The organism is Streptomyces sp. NPDC030245 (assembly GCF_055572995.1).
In genome coordinates this window covers 253,742-268,712 of record NZ_JBVICF010000011.1, presented here as the reverse complement: position 1 = coordinate 268,712, position 14,971 = coordinate 253,742, and the positions used below count along the sequence as shown (strand labels likewise).

The 14,971-nt window shown below is 71.1% G+C and carries 14 protein-coding genes and 1 riboswitch; of the genes, 9 read left to right on the top strand and 5 right to left on the bottom strand.

The genetic code is table 11. The annotated features are described in order from the left end of the window. Positions 1-18: 18 nt before the first annotated feature. Together ACZ4Z4_RS28615 and rocD are read right to left on the bottom strand one after the other, a co-directional pair. On the bottom strand, positions 19-1,230 hold the full coding sequence (locus tag ACZ4Z4_RS28615; protein ID WP_468333361.1) for a serine hydrolase domain-containing protein: 1,212 nt from the start codon (positions 1,228-1,230) through the stop codon (positions 19-21). Between the two features lie 131 nt (positions 1,231-1,361). Further along, entirely contained in the window at positions 1,362-2,543 is a 1,182-nt protein-coding gene (gene rocD, locus ACZ4Z4_RS28610; RefSeq protein WP_468333516.1) for an ornithine--oxo-acid transaminase, read from the bottom strand. 216 nt (positions 2,544-2,759) lie between these two features. Further along, a riboswitch (ZMP/ZTP riboswitch) is annotated at positions 2,760-2,850 on the top strand. Positions 2,851-2,890: 40 nt separating this feature from the next. Here rocD and ACZ4Z4_RS28605 point away from each other — a divergent pair. The 5 genes from ACZ4Z4_RS28605 to ACZ4Z4_RS28585 all read left to right on the top strand — a co-directional run bounded on the left by ACZ4Z4_RS28605 (position 2,891) and on the right by ACZ4Z4_RS28585 (position 8,422). Further along, complete coding sequence (locus ACZ4Z4_RS28605) at positions 2,891-4,174, top strand: serine hydroxymethyltransferase (RefSeq protein WP_468333358.1); 1,284 nt, start codon at positions 2,891-2,893, stop codon at positions 4,172-4,174. A 141-nt stretch (positions 4,175-4,315) separates the two neighbouring features. Further along, a complete protein-coding gene (gene trpS / locus ACZ4Z4_RS28600) occupies positions 4,316-5,329 on the top strand; it encodes a tryptophan--tRNA ligase (protein ID WP_468333355.1) in 1,014 nt (337 codons plus the stop codon). Positions 5,330-5,417: 88 nt separating this feature from the next. Next, on the top strand, positions 5,418-5,999 hold the full coding sequence (locus tag ACZ4Z4_RS28595; protein ID WP_468333352.1) for a 2'-5' RNA ligase family protein: 582 nt from the start codon (positions 5,418-5,420) through the stop codon (positions 5,997-5,999). A 33-nt stretch (positions 6,000-6,032) separates the two neighbouring features. Beyond that, a complete protein-coding gene (locus ACZ4Z4_RS28590) occupies positions 6,033-7,238 on the top strand; it encodes a hypothetical protein (protein WP_468333349.1) in 1,206 nt (401 codons plus the stop codon). Beyond that, positions 7,235-8,422, top strand: a complete 1,188-nt coding sequence (locus ACZ4Z4_RS28585; RefSeq protein ID WP_468333347.1) for a hypothetical protein — start codon at positions 7,235-7,237, stop codon at positions 8,420-8,422. Before ACZ4Z4_RS28590 ends, ACZ4Z4_RS28585 begins: the two co-directional genes overlap by 4 nt. Here the strand turns inward: ACZ4Z4_RS28585 and ACZ4Z4_RS28580 are convergent. Together ACZ4Z4_RS28580 and ACZ4Z4_RS28575 are read right to left on the bottom strand one after the other, a co-directional pair. Then, the gene (locus ACZ4Z4_RS28580) at positions 8,419-9,174 is read right to left on the bottom strand and encodes a decaprenylphospho-beta-D-erythro-pentofuranosid-2-ulose 2-reductase (RefSeq protein WP_468333344.1); all 756 of its coding nucleotides are present in this window, start codon (positions 9,172-9,174) and stop codon (positions 8,419-8,421) included. The two genes, ACZ4Z4_RS28585 and ACZ4Z4_RS28580, sit on opposite strands and share 4 nt — an antisense overlap. Before the next feature lie 50 nt (positions 9,175-9,224). Next, positions 9,225-10,649, bottom strand: coding sequence for an FAD-binding oxidoreductase (locus ACZ4Z4_RS28575; RefSeq protein ID WP_468333341.1), 1,425 nt, complete (start codon positions 10,647-10,649; stop codon positions 9,225-9,227). A 165-nt stretch (positions 10,650-10,814) separates the two neighbouring features. On the opposite strand from ACZ4Z4_RS28575, the gene ACZ4Z4_RS28570 reads away from it, so the two are divergent. The 4 genes from ACZ4Z4_RS28570 to ACZ4Z4_RS28555 all read left to right on the top strand — a co-directional run bounded on the left by ACZ4Z4_RS28570 (position 10,815) and on the right by ACZ4Z4_RS28555 (position 13,711). Next, positions 10,815-11,333: a phosphatase PAP2 family protein gene (locus tag ACZ4Z4_RS28570; RefSeq protein WP_468333338.1), complete on the top strand. Its 519-nt coding sequence runs from the start codon at positions 10,815-10,817 to the stop codon at positions 11,331-11,333. Then, a complete protein-coding gene (locus tag ACZ4Z4_RS28565; protein WP_468333335.1) occupies positions 11,326-12,276 on the top strand; it encodes a decaprenyl-phosphate phosphoribosyltransferase in 951 nt (316 codons plus the stop codon). Before ACZ4Z4_RS28570 ends, ACZ4Z4_RS28565 begins: the two co-directional genes overlap by 8 nt. Before the next feature lie 65 nt (positions 12,277-12,341). Then, the gene (locus tag ACZ4Z4_RS28560; protein ID WP_468333513.1) at positions 12,342-12,797 is read left to right on the top strand and encodes a GtrA family protein; all 456 of its coding nucleotides are present in this window, start codon (positions 12,342-12,344) and stop codon (positions 12,795-12,797) included. Further along, positions 12,785-13,711, top strand: a complete 927-nt coding sequence (locus ACZ4Z4_RS28555) for a YihY/virulence factor BrkB family protein (protein ID WP_468333333.1) — start codon at positions 12,785-12,787, stop codon at positions 13,709-13,711. Before ACZ4Z4_RS28560 ends, ACZ4Z4_RS28555 begins: the two co-directional genes overlap by 13 nt. Here the strand turns inward: ACZ4Z4_RS28555 and ACZ4Z4_RS28550 are convergent. Then, on the bottom strand, positions 13,702-14,964 hold the full coding sequence (locus ACZ4Z4_RS28550; protein ID WP_468333330.1) for a D-alanyl-D-alanine carboxypeptidase family protein: 1,263 nt from the start codon (positions 14,962-14,964) through the stop codon (positions 13,702-13,704). The two genes, ACZ4Z4_RS28555 and ACZ4Z4_RS28550, sit on opposite strands and share 10 nt — an antisense overlap. Positions 14,965-14,971: the final 7 nt, after the last annotated feature.

The following is a 14,971-nucleotide window of genomic DNA, read 5'->3' as shown; positions in this document are numbered from 1 at the left end:
TCCGGCCGCCCGCGCGGGTCAACGGCACAGAGCCTTGTCCACGACACCGTCCACCCGGGTCATGACCGTCTTGTCGTTCGGCTGCATGGTCACCGCGACGTTCGCGGCGCGGCCCTTGTCGGTGACGCCGCCCCGGGTCTCGTAGCCCGGGTAGCTGCCGCCGTGACCCCAGTAGACGCCGCCGCACGACAGCGGCCTGCTCACCAGTCCCAGGCCGTAGCGGGCGCCACGGCCGAAGTAGTCGGCGCGGACGGTGGTGCGCATCTGGTCGAGCTGTTCCTTGTGGATGAGACGGCCGCGCAGGAGCTCGCCGTAGAACCGGTTGAGGTCGGAGTTGGTGGAGATCATCTGTCCCGCCGCCCAGGCCCAGGAGGGTTCCAGCTCCGTGATGTCACGCAGAGGTGCACCCACCGCTTCCTGTAGATAACCCTTCGGGTGAGGTCCGCGGATGGTCGCGTCGTGAGGGGCGGGGAAATAGGTGTGACGCAACCCGATCTTCTTGACGATGCGCCGGTCGATCTCCTCCGCCATGGTGCGATGGGTGACCTTTTCGATGATCATCCCGGCCAGTACGTAGTTCGTGTTGCTGTACGCCCAGCCCTTCCCCGGCTCGAAGTCGGCCTTGTACTGAAGCGCGATGTCGAGCAGTTCCCGCGGCTCGTAGTAGCGCGGCTGGAGGTCGTGCTTCGTGTAATTGGGCAGCCCGCTCGTCTGCTGGAGCAGGTGCCGGATCGTGATCCGGTCGCCGTCGATCCCCTCCCCGCGCACGACGCCCGGCAGATAGGTGTCGACCGGGTCGTCGAGGCCGGCCTTCCCCTCACCGACCAGCTGGAGCATGACCACCGCGGTGAACGCCTTGGTGTTGCTGCCGATCCGCACCCGACCGTCCCGGGGCACCTTCGCGCCGGTGGCCAGATCACCGACCCCTGCCGTGTAGGCACGGCTGCGTCCGTCGCGTCCCTCGACGCTCGCCAGCGCTCCGGGCAGGCCGTCGTCGCGCACCAGCGCATTGAGGCCCTGCTGGACCGGGTCCGGCCTGGAGGCGACGGGCGCGGATGCGGCGGGTGCCGCGGACGGCACCGGAGCCGCAGCCCCCACCGTCATGGCGCCCACACCCACACTGATGGCCACCGCGGTCGCGGTCGACACGGCTCTGCGCCGACCACCCTGCCACCCACCGCCCTGCTGTCGACCGGAAGAACGGAACCTCTGCCATGCCTGCTCACGCACGAGTCAACTCCTGTGGAAGCGTGGGGAATCCGGCGGCACCCGCCGGACTCCACACTTCCGGATGAGAACACCCGCGACGATCCTGCCAACCGCCCAGTCCAGGTGGGGGTAACCCCCGCCCCGCCCGGCAGCTAGCTCAACACGGCCCGCAACTGGTCCAGCCCCCAGTCCAGGTCCTCCTTGCTGATCACGAGCGGCGGAGCGATGCGGATCGTCGACCCGTGCGTGTCCTTCACCAGCACCCCCCGCTCCAGCAACCTCTCGGAGATCTCCCGTCCCGTGCCGTACGACGGGGCGATGTCGACGCCCGCCCACAAGCCGCGCCCCCGCACCTCCGTCACCTTGCCCGCGCCGGTCAGCAGCCCCAGCTCGGCGTGCAGGTGCTCACCCAGCTCCGTGGCGCGCTGCTGGTACTCACCCGTCGACAGCATGTCGACCACCTCAAGCCCCACCGCGCAGGCGAGAGGGTTGCCGCCGAACGTCGAACCGTGCTCACCCGGCCTGAACACCCCCAGCACATCGGCATCCGCCACCACGGCCGACACCGGCACCACGCCGCCCCCGAGCGCCTTGCCCAGCAGATACACGTCCGGCACCACGCCCTCGTGCTCACAGGCGAACGTACGTCCCGTTCTGCCGAGCCCCGACTGGATCTCGTCCGCGATGAAGAGGACCCCGCGCTCACGGGTCAACTCCCGCACCCCCGGCAGATATCCGGCCGGCGGCACGAGCACCCCGGCCTCGCCCTGGATCGGCTCGATCAGCACGGCGACGGTGTCGTCGGTGACCGCGGCCCGCAGCGCCTCCAGGTCGCCGTACGGCACGATGTCGAAGCCCGGTGTGTACGGACCGAAGTCCGCCCGCGCCTCCTCGTCCGTGGAGAAGCTGATGACGGTGGTGGTGCGGCCGTGGAAGTTGCCGGCGGCGACGACGATCCTCGCCCGCCCGTCCGGCACGCCCTTGACCTGGTACCCCCACTTCCGCGCGGTCTTCACGGCCGTCTCCACGGCCTCCGCGCCCGTGTTCATCGGCAGCACCATCTCCTTGCCGCAGAGCTCGGCAAGGCGCGTACAGAACTCGGCGAACCGGTCGTGGTGGAACGCCCGCGACGTCAGCGTCACCCGGTCCAGCTGCGCCTTGGCGGCGTCGATCAGCCGGCGGTTGCCGTGCCCGAAGTTGAGCGCGGAGTACCCGGCGAGCATGTCGAGACAGCGGCGCCCCTCGACATCGGTCATCCACGCGCCCTCGGCGGAGGCGACCACGATGGGCAGCGGATGGTAGTTGTGCGCGCTGTGCGCCTCGGCCGAGGCGATGAGCCGCTCGCTCGTCGGTCCGAGGCCGGAACCGGCGGCCGACGCGGGGGACGAGGGCGACGGCGATGACGACGATGACGTGCGGGGAGATGGCGTACTCGACACGGGGTCTCCGTTCGTCTTGCGGCGTGGGGCGGATGTGGCGCCCAATTCCTATCGTCGCTCGCATCGCGGACGAAGAAACCTGCCGGATCGGCGTGCCCGCTAGGCTGGCCCTGACAGCACGGTGACTGGCGCACGGGGAACCGACCCCGATGAAGCCGTGCCAGGCAGAACCTTCGAGGTGCCGCCCGCCTGGGCACCCCGGGACCACGACCGGACACCGACCGCTCGCCCCGGAGGACGCCATGACTCCCCCTTCCGCTTCCGCCTCGCACCACCCCGCCCTCGCCGCCGAGGACCCCGAACTCGCCGCGCTGATCGGCGCCGAGGAGCAGCTCCAGGCCGACACCCTGCGGCTGATCCCCAGCGAGAACTACGTCTCCACCGCGGTCCTTGAGGCCTCCGGCACCGTCCTTCAGAACAAGTACAGCGAGGGCTACCCCGGCCGCCGCTACTACGAGGGCCAGCAGAACATCGACCCCGTCGAACGCCTGGCCGTCGCCCGCGCCAAGGCCGTCTTCGGCGTCGACCACGCCAACGTCCAGCCCTACTCCGGCTCCCCGGCCAACCTCGCCGTCTACCTCGCCTTCGCCGAGCCCGGCGACACCGTGATGGGCATGGCCCTGCCGATGGGCGGCCACCTCACGCACGGCTGGGGCGTCTCCGCCACCGGCAAGTGGTTCCGCGGCGTGCAGTACGGCGTGCGCCAGGACACCGGCCTCGTCGACCTCGACGAGGTCCGCGACCTCGCGCTCAAGGAGCGCCCCAAGCTGATCTTCTGCGGTGGCACCGCCCTCCCGCGCACCATCGACTTCGCCGCCTTCGCCGGGATCGCCCGCGAGGCGGGCTCCGTCCTGGTGGCCGACATCGCGCACATCGCCGGTCTGATCGCGGGCGGCGCTCACCCCTCGCCGGTGCCGCACGCCGACGTGATCTCCACGACCACCCACAAGACCCTGCGCGGCCCGCGCGGCGCGATGCTGATGGCCCGCGAGGAGCACGCCAAGGCCATCGACAAGGCGGTCTTCCCCGGCCTCCAGGGCGGCCCGCACAACCAGACCACCGCCGCCATCGCGGTCGCCCTCCACGAGGCGTCCCGCCCCTCCTTCCGCGCCTACGCCCACGCGATCGTCGACAACGCCAAGGCGCTCGCCGAGGCCCTCCTCGCCCGCGGCTTCGACCTGGTCTCCGGCGGCACGGACAACCACCTGATCCTGATGGACCTCACCGCCAAGGACGTCCCGGGCAAGACCGCCGCGAAGGCCCTCGACCGGGCCGGGATCGTCGTGAACCACAACACCGTGCCGTACGACCCCAGGAAGCCGTTCGACCCGTCGGGCATCCGCATCGGCACCCCCTCCCTCACCTCGCGCGGGCTCGGCACGGAGCACATGACGACCGTCGCCGAATGGATCGACCGCGGTGTCGCCGCGGCGCGCTCCGGTGACGAGGACGCCCTGACGAAGATCAGGTCCGAGGTCGCCGACCTCATGTCCGTCCACCCGGCACCGGGCCTGCCCACCGCCTGAGCCACCCGGCCCGGCCGATGACAGAGGGTCACCCCTGGTCGCCCTCGGTAACTCCTTTGCCGCATCGGCCGGGGCCGATCGGACCCCACCCGTCACACACCTGTTTCCGAGCTATGAGAGTCACCTGAGAGAATGGGCGCCATGGCCTCTGAACGACCTCGTGTGCTCTCCGGAATCCAGCCCACCGCCGGCTCGTTCCACCTCGGCAATTACCTCGGCGCGGTCCGCCAGTGGGTGGCGCTCCAGGAGTCCCACGACGCCTTCTACATGGTGGTGGACCTGCACGCGATCACGATCCCGCAGGACCCCGCCGAGCTGCGCGCCAACACCCGGCTCGCCGCCGCCCAGCTCCTCGCCGCGGGCCTCGACCCGGAGCGCTGCACGCTCTTCGTCCAGAGCCACGTCCCCGAGCACGCCCAGCTCGCCTGGGTGATGAACTGCCTCACCGGCTTCGGCGAGGCCTCCCGCATGACGCAGTTCAAGGACAAGTCCGCCAAGCAGGGCGCCGACCGCGCGTCCGTCGGCCTCTTCACGTACCCGGTCCTCCAGGTCGCGGACATCCTGCTGTACCAGGCCAACGAGGTCCCGGTCGGCGAGGACCAGCGCCAGCACATCGAGCTCACCCGTGACCTCGCGGAGCGTTTCAACGGCCGCTTCGGTCAGACGTTCACCGTGCCGTCGGCGTACATCCTCAAGGAGACGGCGAAGATCTACGACCTCCAGGACCCGTCGATCAAGATGAGCAAGTCGGCGTCCACGCCGAAGGGCCTGATCAACCTCCTGGACGAGCCGAAGGCCACCGCCAAGAAGGTCAAGAGCGCCGTCACCGACACCGACACGGTGATCCGCTACGACGTGGCGGAGAAGCCGGGCGTCAGCAACCTCCTCAGCATCTACTCCACGCTCACCGGCACCGGTATCGCCGAACTGGAGCAGAAGTACGCCGGCAAGGGCTACGGTGCGCTGAAGACCGACCTCGCCGAGGTCATGGTCGAGTTCGTGACCCCCTTCCGGGACCGCACCCAGCAGTACCTGGACGACCCGGAGACGCTCGACTCGATCCTGGCCAAGGGCGCGGAGAAGGCTCGCGCCGTCGCCGCCGAGACCCTCGCGCAGGCGTACGACAAGGTGGGCTTCCTGCCCGCCAAGCACTGAGTCACCGGACGACCGAGCACCACAGTTTGCACCGCGCTGCCCACCGGGCGGCGTCCCCTGCCCATGGACACGACGACAGGAGTACGACGTGGGGACCGTAACGATCGGTGTTTCGATCGCGGTCCCGGAGCCTCACGGCAGCCTGCTCCAGGAGCGGCGCGCGGGCTTCGGGGACCCCGCGGCGCACGGCATCCCCACCCATGTGACCCTGCTGCCGCCCACCGAGGTGGACGCGTCGGCGCTGCCCGCGGTCGAGGCGCATCTGCTCTCGGTCGCGGCGGCGGGCCGCCCCTTCCCGATGCGCCTTTCGGGGACGGGCACCTTCCGTCCGCTGTCGCCCGTCGTCTTCGTGCAGGTGGTGTCGGGCGCCTCGGCCTGCTCCTGGCTCCAGGAGCGGGTCCGGGACGCGTCAGGGCCGATGGCACGCGAACTACAGTTCCCGTACCACCCGCATGTCACGGTGGCGCACGGCATCTCCGAAGAGGCCATGGACCGGGCGTACGAGGAGCTCTCGGAGTACGAGGCCGAGTGGCCGTGCACCGGCTTCGCCCTGTACGAGCAGGGTTCCGACGGTGTCTGGCGCAAGCTGCGCGACTTCGTCTTCGGCGGCCCCGTAGTGCCCCCTCAGGCCTCGGCCCCGTCGGCGCGGGGTACGCTGCCCGCTCGCTGACCGGGGTGCCCCGGCCGACCGTGCTGGGGGATCATGCGCAACGCAGCGGCAGCAGTCGCCGTGCTCGCCTTCGTGGCGGCCGGCTGTGGGGCACAGGAGTCCGAAGGGGCCGCTGACACGCGGCCGTCCGCGCCCCGTGCGGCCGGGCTCTCCTGGACGTACGAGCGCATCGACGACGAACCCGGCGAGCTGATCGACGGGGCAGCCATGGCTCCGGACGACATATGGGCTCTCGGGAGTGACGGCGCCCACACCGACGGGCGGTCCGCGAAGGGCCATCTGCTGCACTTCGACGGCGAGAAGTGGACGCGGGAGCCGATGCCGGTCGACGGCGCTCCCCACCTCTCCCGGCTGGAGTACCTCGGGTCGGCGGGGATCCGGCTGCACACCGTGGCAGGCGGCGGGCCGGAGCCGAAGAGGCCGCGATACGCGCTCTGGGACGGCACTCGCTGGGGCCCCGTGAAGGACGCCCCCGCCGGGCCGATCGAGGACATCGAGGTCATCACCGCGGATGACGTGTGGGTGCTCCGGGGCGACGGCGAGGTCACGCACTGGGACGGCAACCGGTGGAGGGCGACGCCGATGCCCGCGGAGAGGGTCGCCGCCCTCGCCGGGTCGGCGCGGGACGACGTATGGGCGGTCGGCTCGCGCACGGCGGGGCGGGGTGTCGGCGGGCCGGGCGGCGAGGTCGGGCAGCTCGCCGCGATGCACTTCGACGGCGAGAAGTGGTCGCTCACCAGGACGCCGACGTACCGCTTCCCCGACCCGGTGCCGCCCGAGCCGTTCGCCGAGTTCACCGGGGTCGACGCCGCGTCCAGGACGTACGTGCGTGCCTACGGAAGGCACTCCTACCGCGGGTACGACGGCGAGGAGGTCCGCGACCCGGCGGCGGAGGACGTCGAGTTGAGCTGGGACGGCTCCCGCTGGAAGGACGCGAAGCCCTTCCCCGGAGCGTGCGCGTACCGGAAACCCGTGGCACGGGACGGCGACCGCGGCTTCTTCATGAACGGCAACCGGCACCTGACCACCGGCGGCGCCTGCACCAGGATCAGGAAACCGAGGCTGCCCGAGGGCGGAGGCGTACGCCCCGAGGCGCAGCAGCAGCTCTGGCTGAAGCGGATCATCACGGTGCCCGGCTCGGACGAGGTGCTGGGCTTCGGCACGGTGGACGTCCTCCAGAGCGGTTTCGCCCCGTCCAAAGCCGTCATCGTCACCCTGAAGCGCCAGGAGAAGTCATGAAGAGGACCGCCGTGATCCTGACCGTGCTGGCTCTCGCCGCGGCGGGCTGTGCCGGCGATGACAGGGAGCCTGCCCGGACCGGCGGCGCCAAGAGCGACGCCTGGAAGCTCGCCTACGTCGACAAGACCACCAGGGGCGAAGTGACCACCGTCACCGCGGCCTCCGAGGACGACATCTGGGCGGCGGGCTGGGAGTCGCGCAACGGCGACATGAGCGACCCCGAGGGCCAGTACCTGCTGCACTACGAAGGCGGCGAGTGGCGGCGGCGGAAGCCACCGGCCGAGCTCGACGGGAACATCTTCCATCCGCGGCTCGACTCGTCGGGCCCGGACAACGTGTGGCTGTTCGGCGCGGGTGACGACTTCGCGGTGGGCGCGGCCCGTTGGGACGGCACCCGCTGGCGGCGCGTGCCACGGCCGCCGGGGAGCGGCATGCTCAGCGAGACCAAGGTGTTCGGCCCCGACGACGTGTGGGTGCTGCTCGGCGAGAAGCAGGCACAGCACTGGGACGGCAGCCGCTGGACCAGTCACGCGCTGCCCGCCGTCGCGAACGCGCTCGACGGCACGTCGGGGGACGACCTGTGGGCGGTCGGCTTCCGCACGAGCGGTCCGGGAGTGGGCGGCGAGGGCGGCGAACTCAATCAGCCCGCGGCGATGCGCTGGGACGGCAGGACCTGGACGCTCACGCGGACGCCCGAGTACCGCTTCCCCGAGCCCGTGCCGCCCGAGCCGGGCGCCTCCCTCGACGGCGTGGAGGCGGTCTCTCCCAAAGAAGCGTGGGCCTACGGCTCGCACGACTTCAACCACGGAGAGGGCGAGGAGGAGCCGGCCATCGAGCACATCCTGCTGCGTTGGGACGGCTCCCGCTGGCACGAGCAGAAGGGCGCCGGCCAGGACCCGTGCCTCTCCAGGAGTGTCGCCGCGCACGGGAAGGACGGAGGGCTCCTCTTCGGAGTACGCAGGTACCGCACTCCGGAGGGAAGGTGCACCAAGCTGTCCTGGCCGCGCCTGCCCGCCAAGGGTGAGATCAAGTCCGGTGCCAAGCAGCAGCTCTGGCTCGACCCGATCGTGCCGGTGCCGGGCACGAGGAAGTTCGTCGGCGTGGGCAAGGTCTACGTGACGCAGTGGGGCAACCCGCAGACCCTGCCCACCATCGCCACGTACGAACCGCCGAAGAGCTCCTAGAGGGGCAGTCGCCGGAACACGGGCCGCGGCGCGTGCCGCAGGGCCGACATGACCAGCCGCAGCGCCCCGGGCACCCACACCGTCTCCGAGCGCCGCCGCAGGCCGTGTTCGATGGCCTCCGCCACCGCATCGGGGGTGGTCGCCATGGGCGCCTCCTCCAGGCCCGCGGTCATCTTGGAGCGGACGAAGCCGGGGCGGACGACCATCACGTGCACGCCGGTGCCGTGCAGCGCGTCGCCCAGACCCTGGGCGAACGCGTCGAGCCCGGCCTTGCTGGAGCCGTAGATGAAGTTCGACCGGCGGGCGCGCTCGCCCGCCACCGAGGAGAGCACCACCAGGGAGCCGTGCCCCTGGGACTGGAGCGCCCGCGCGCAGACCAGCCCCGCGGAGACCGCGCCCGTGTAGTTCGTCTGGGCGACGCGTACCGCCGCGACGGGCTCGTCCTCGTCGCGTGCCTGGTCGCCGAGGATGCCGAAGGCGAGTAGCACCATGTCGATGTCGCCCTCGGTGAAGACCTTGCCGAGGGTCGTTTCGTGGGACTCGGGGTCGAGCGCGTCGAAGGCGACGGTCCGCACGTCCGCGCCCATGTCGCGCAGGCCGGCCGCGGCCTTCTCCAGGTCCGGGGAGGGGCGCCCGGCCAGCCACACCGTGCGGGTGCGGCGGGCGACGAGGCGCCGCGCGGTGGCGAGGCCGATCTCGGAGGTGCCGCCGAGGACGAGCAGGGACTGGGGGGTGCCGAAGGCGTCTTTCATGAGTACCGGTCTCCTAAGGGGCACAGAGGGGCTCAGAGGGCTCGGAGAGCTCAGAGGGCGAGGCGGCGGGAGAGGTCCGAGCGGAACACCCCACGCGGGTCGAGCTCGGCCCGCAGGGCGCGGAAGTCGTCGAGCCGGGGGTACATCGCGGCGAGCATCTCGGGCCGCAGGCGTGAGTCCTTGGCGAGGTAGATGCGCCCGTCGGCGGCGGCCACCTCCTCGTCGAGCTCGTCGAGGAAGGCGCCGAGCCCGGGGAGGTTCGCCGGGATGTCCAGGGCGAGGGTCCAGCCGGGCATCGGGAAGGAGAGCCAGCCGGGATCGCCCTCTCCGAAGCGCTTCAGTACGGCGAGGAAGGACGGACAGCCGCGCTCCGAGATGCGCTGCACGATCCGGCGCAGGGCCTCCTCCTTGCCGTAGCCGACGACGAACTGGTACTGCACGAAGCCGCCGCGGCCGTAGACGCGGTTCCAGTGCGGGACGCCGTCCAAGGGGTGGAAGAAGGTGGAGATCTTCTGGAGCTCGCCGGTGCGGGAGCGGGGCGCCTTGCGGTACCAGAGTTCGTTGAAGAGCCCCACCGAGGCCTTGCCGAGGAGCCCCTCCGGCAGGAAGGAAGGGGCGGCGGGCAGCCGGCCCGGACGGAACGCGAGAGGGGCTCTACGCGCGCGTGCCCGCTCCGGCAGGGCCTCCAGGGGGGCGTGGTCGCCGCGGGTGAGGACCGAGCGGCCCATGGAGGCGCCGCGCGCGAGGAGGTCGATCCAGGCGACCGAGTAGCGGTAGCGGTGGTCGGTGGCGGTCAGGCGGGCCATCAAGTCGTCGAGGTCCGTGGCGCGTTCCGTGTCGACCGTCATCAAGGACGTCTCCACCGGCAGGAATTGCACGGTCGCCGACAGGATCACGCCGGTGAGGCCCATGCCGCCGGCCGTCGCGTCGAACAGCGCGCTGCCGGGTTCGACCGTGCGGACCGTGCCGTCGGCGGTCAGCAGGTCCATCGACAGGACGTGCCGGGAGAAGGAGCCCGAGACGTGGTGGTTCTTGCCGTGGATGTCGGCGCCGATCGCCCCGCCCACCGTCACGTAGCGGGTCCCCGGGGTCACCGGCACGAACCAGCCGAGGGGGAGCAGGACTTCCATCAGGTGGTGCAGTGAGACGCCCGCGTCGCAGACGACCGTGGCCACCGGGGCGCCGGTGCTCGACGTCCCCGTGGTGTCGATGAGGCGCACCCGGTCGAGGCCCGTCATGTCGAAGACGGCGCCGCCCGCGTTCTGCGCGGCGTCCCCGTAGGCCCGGCCCAGGCCGCGGGCGATGCCGCCGCGCTCCCCGCAGTCGCGCACCGCGGCCGCCGCCTCCTCCATGGTGCGGGGGCGCACCAGCCGGGCGGTGGTCGGCGCGGTGCGGCCCCAGCCGGAGACGGAGACGTCGGGCGCCGTGGGGACCGAGGCGCGGGCGGGGGAATCGGCGGGTGAGTCGGCAGGCATGAAGGTGACCGTATCGCCGGTATGCGAACGGTTCGTTCCAACAGTCCCGGTCCTCACCGAAATGGGTGATTGAGGGAGTGTCATCCTACATTGACCCGATTATGAGCATGTTGTTTATAAGAGTTGAGATGCCCGGCTCTCGAACGTCTTCGAAATAGAGGCGACATGCACGACATGGACCACCGGTTGCTGGCGGCCCTCCACGACTGCGGCACCGACCCGCGCGTGGCGGCCGCCGCCCGCGCCCTGTCGCGCGCCGGCGAGCACGGCGCGCTCTGGATCGCGGCCGGCCTCGCGGGCGCCGCCGTCGACCGGGAGCGCCGCGGCGCGTGGTTGCGCGGCACGGCGCTCACCGCCACCGCACACCTGGCCAGCATGGGCGTCAAGCGGCTCGTCCGCCGCCCGCGCCCCGGTGGCCACCACGGCGTCGAGCCCCTCGTGCGCACCGCGGGCCGGCACTCCTTCCCCAGCTCGCACGCCACGTCGGCCGCCGCGGCCACCGTCGCGTACGGCGCCCTGCGCCCCGTCGGCGCCCGCCTCGTACCGCCCCTGGCCGCCGCGATGTGCGTCTCCCGGCTGGTCGTCGGCGTCCACTACCCCTCGGACGTCGCCGCGGGCGCGGCGCTCGGCGCGCTCACCGCGCGCGTGGGCGCCGCCTGGATGAACGGAGGCAGCGATGCCTGAACGTATCTCCACCGTCCTCGAGCGGCCCCGCCCGGTCCAGCGCCCGACCACCATCGGCCTGCCGCTCGGCCTGCTGAAGACCGCGCGCCCCCGGCAGTGGGTGAAGAACGTCCTGGTCGTCGCGGCTCCCGCGGCCGCCGGCGAGCTCTTCTCGCGGCACGCCCTCATCCAAGTCGCCACCGTCTTCGCCCTGTTCACGGCGGCCGCCTCCGCCGTCTACCTGATCAACGACGCGCGCGACGCGGACGCCGACCGCGCGCACCCCACCAAGTGCCGCAGGCCGGTCGCCGCCGGGCAGGTCCCGGTGCCCGTCGCCTACGCCGTGGGAGGGCTCCTGGCCGTCCTGGCACCCGTGGCCGCCGCCGTCCTGTGCACGCCGCTCACAGCGGCGCTCCTGGCCGCGTACGTCGGCATGCAACTCGCCTACTGCGTCAGCCTCAAGCACGTCCTCGTCGTCGACCTCACGATCGTCACGACCGGCTTCCTGATGCGCGCCATGATCGGCGGCCTCGCACTGGAGATCCCGCTCTCGCGCTGGTTCCTGATCACCACCGGCTTCGGCGCGCTCTTCATGGTCTCCGCCAAGCGCTACTCCGAAGCCGTCCAGATGTCGGCGAGCTCGGCGAAACTGGGCGCCACACGCGCGTTGCTCACCGAATACACCACCGGCTACCTGCGCTTCGTCTGGCAACTGGCCGCGGGCGTCGCCGTTCTCGCCTACTGCCTGTGGGCCATGGAGGAGGGCGGCACCGCCAACGGCAGCCTGCTGCCCTGGCGCCAGCTGTCCATGGCGGCCTTCATCCTCGCGATCCTGCGCTACGCCGTCTTCGCCGACCGGGGCACGGCGGGCGAACCCGAGGACGTCGTCCTGCGGGACCGGGCGCTCGCCGTGATCGGCCTGGTGTGGCTGGCGATGTACGGGCTCGCGGTCGCGGACTGGTGAGTTTGAATTCCCTACGCGCAAAAGCACACTCCTCGCGCGCGGCAGCCCACTCCCCGCGCGGACGGCTGCGGGCGCTCGGACCCGAACTGCTCGGCTTCGCCGCCGTCGGGCTCTGCGCGTACGCCGCCGACCTCGGCCTGTTCGTCTGGCTGCGCGGACCCGTGGGCCTCGACCCGCTGACCGCCAAAGCCCTCTCCTTCGTGGCGGGCTGCTCGGTCGCGTACGCCGGCAACGCGCTCGGCACCTACCGGAGCAGGACCGCGGGGGTCTCGCGGCTGCGCCAGTACGGGGTGTTCTTCGCCGTCAACATCGCGGGCGCCCTCGTCCAGCTGCTGTGCATCGCCGTCTCCCACTACGGCCTCGGTCTCACCTCGCAGCGGGCGGACACCGTCTCGGGCGCCGGAATCGGGATGGCACTCGCCACTGTCCTGCGGTTCTGGGGTACCCGGACCTTGGTCTTCCGCTCACCGGGCAGGACAACAGGCAGAACCACAGGCACGGAGGCGTCATGGACTGGCTGAAGAAACTCCCCGGCATCGGGCCCCTCGTCGAGAAGGGCATGCGCACGCACGCGTGGCAGGCGTACGACCGGCTCGACCACGTGCACTGGACGCGCCTCGCCGCCGCCATGACGTTCATCAGCTTCCTGGCGCTCTTCCCCCTGCTCACCGTCGCCGCCGCGATCGCCGCGGCCACACTGTCGAAGAAGCAGCAGAACACGCTGGAGGACAAGCTCTCCGAACAGGTCCCCGGCATTTCCGACCAGCTGAATTTGGACGGGCTCGTCGCCAACGCGGGCACCGTCGGCCTCGTCGCGGGCGCCCTGCTGCTCTTCACCGGCATCGGCTGGGTCGGCTCGATCAGGGAGTGCCTGCGGGCCGTCTGGGAGCTGCCGGACGAGGAGGAGAACCCCGTCCTGCGCAAGGCCAAGGACGCCGGAGTGCTCATCGGGCTCGGGGGTGTCGGCCTCGCGTCGTTCGCCGCGTCCGGGCTCGCCTCGACCGCCGTCGGCTGGGCCGCCGACCTCCTCGGCATCGACGAGAAGGGCTGGGGCACCGTGCTGCTCCAGGTCGTCGCGTTCGCCATCGCCGTCCTCGCGGACTTCCTGCTGCTGCTCTACGTCCTGACGCTGCTGCCCGGCGTGCAGCCGCACCGGCGCGAGCTCGTCACCGCCGGACTGATCGGCGCGGCCGGCTTCGAACTGCTCAAGCTGCTGCTCGGCGGCTACATGAAGGGCGTCGCCGCGAAGAACATGTACGGCGCCTTCGGAGTGCCCGTCGCACTCCTCCTGTGGATCAACTTCACCGCCAAGCTGCTGCTGTTCTGCGCCGCCTGGACGGCGACGCGGAAAGCGGCACGTACAGCGGGCGAGAACGACGAAGAGGCAGCCTCCGTAGAAGCTGCCTCCACGACCGAACCCCTGCGTCAGTCCTGAGACGCCCGCCGGCCCGCCTGCCCCGGCAGCGGCATCCGGCGCCTGAGCACGAAGGCACCCGCGGCGAGCACCGCGAGCACACCACCGGCGATGCCGAGCGCGATGCCCATCCCGCTCGACCCGCTCTCGGAGGAGTGCGCCGCCTTCTCGACGGCACCCTCGCCGCCGCTGCCCGGGGCGCCCTTGCCTGCGCCACCCGTGGCGGCGCCCCTCGGAGCGACGAGCTCACCCACCGGGTCGACCTTGCCCACGGCCTGGAAGCCCCAGTCGAAGAGGCGCGCCGTTTCGTTGTAGACCGCGTGGGCCTCTCCGGAGGAGGGGTTCATGACGGTGACGAGGAGCACCTTGCCGTCGCGCTCGGCGACACCGGTGAAGGTGTTGCCCGCGTTCGACGTGTAGCCGTTCTTGACGCCCGCGATGCCCTTGTAGGGCTCGACTCCGGGGGCACCGGTCAGCAGCTTGTTGGTGTTCTGGATGCCGAAGGACTCACGCTTCGTCCTGCCCTTGTCCTTGCCCTTCTTGATCTTCTTCGTCTCGCCGGGGAACTGGGCCGTGGCCGTCGAGCAGTACTCGCGGAAGTCCTTCTTCTGAAGTCCGGAGCGCGCGAACAGCGACAGGTCGTACGCAGAGGAGACCTGCCCCTTGGCGTCGTAACCGTCCGGGGAGACCACGTGCGTGTCGAGGGCCTGCAACTCCTCGGCGTGCTTCTGCATGTCCTTGACGGTCTGCGGGATGCCGTCGTTCATCGCGGACAGCACGTGCACCGCGTCGTTGCCGGACCGCAGGAAGACGCCCAGCCACAGGTCGTGGACGGAGTACGTCTCGTTCTCCTTGATGCCGACCATGCTGCTGCCCGAGCCGATGCCCTCCAGGTCGGAGAGCGCGACCTTGTGCTTCTGCGACTTGGGGAACTTCGGCAGGACCGTGTCCGCGAAGAGCATCTTGAGGGTGCTCGCCGGAGGCAGCCGCCAGTGTGCGTTGTGCGCGGCAAGCACCTCACCGGACTCGGCGTCCGAGACGATCCAGGAACGCCCCGTCAGGTCCTTGGGCAGCACCGGGGCGCCCGGCTTGAGCTTCACCTGGGTGCCCGGCTCGCCGAGCAGCTCACCACCCACGGTGGACATCTTGGCGGGCGGCTTCGGCTGGTCCTTGTCGTCTCCCGGCTTTCCGTCCGCCAGCGCGGGCGCCGCGGTCGACAGGGTCAGCAATGCGGCGGAAGCGACCAACATGGCGGTCTTTTTTACGGCAGGCACGGACGAG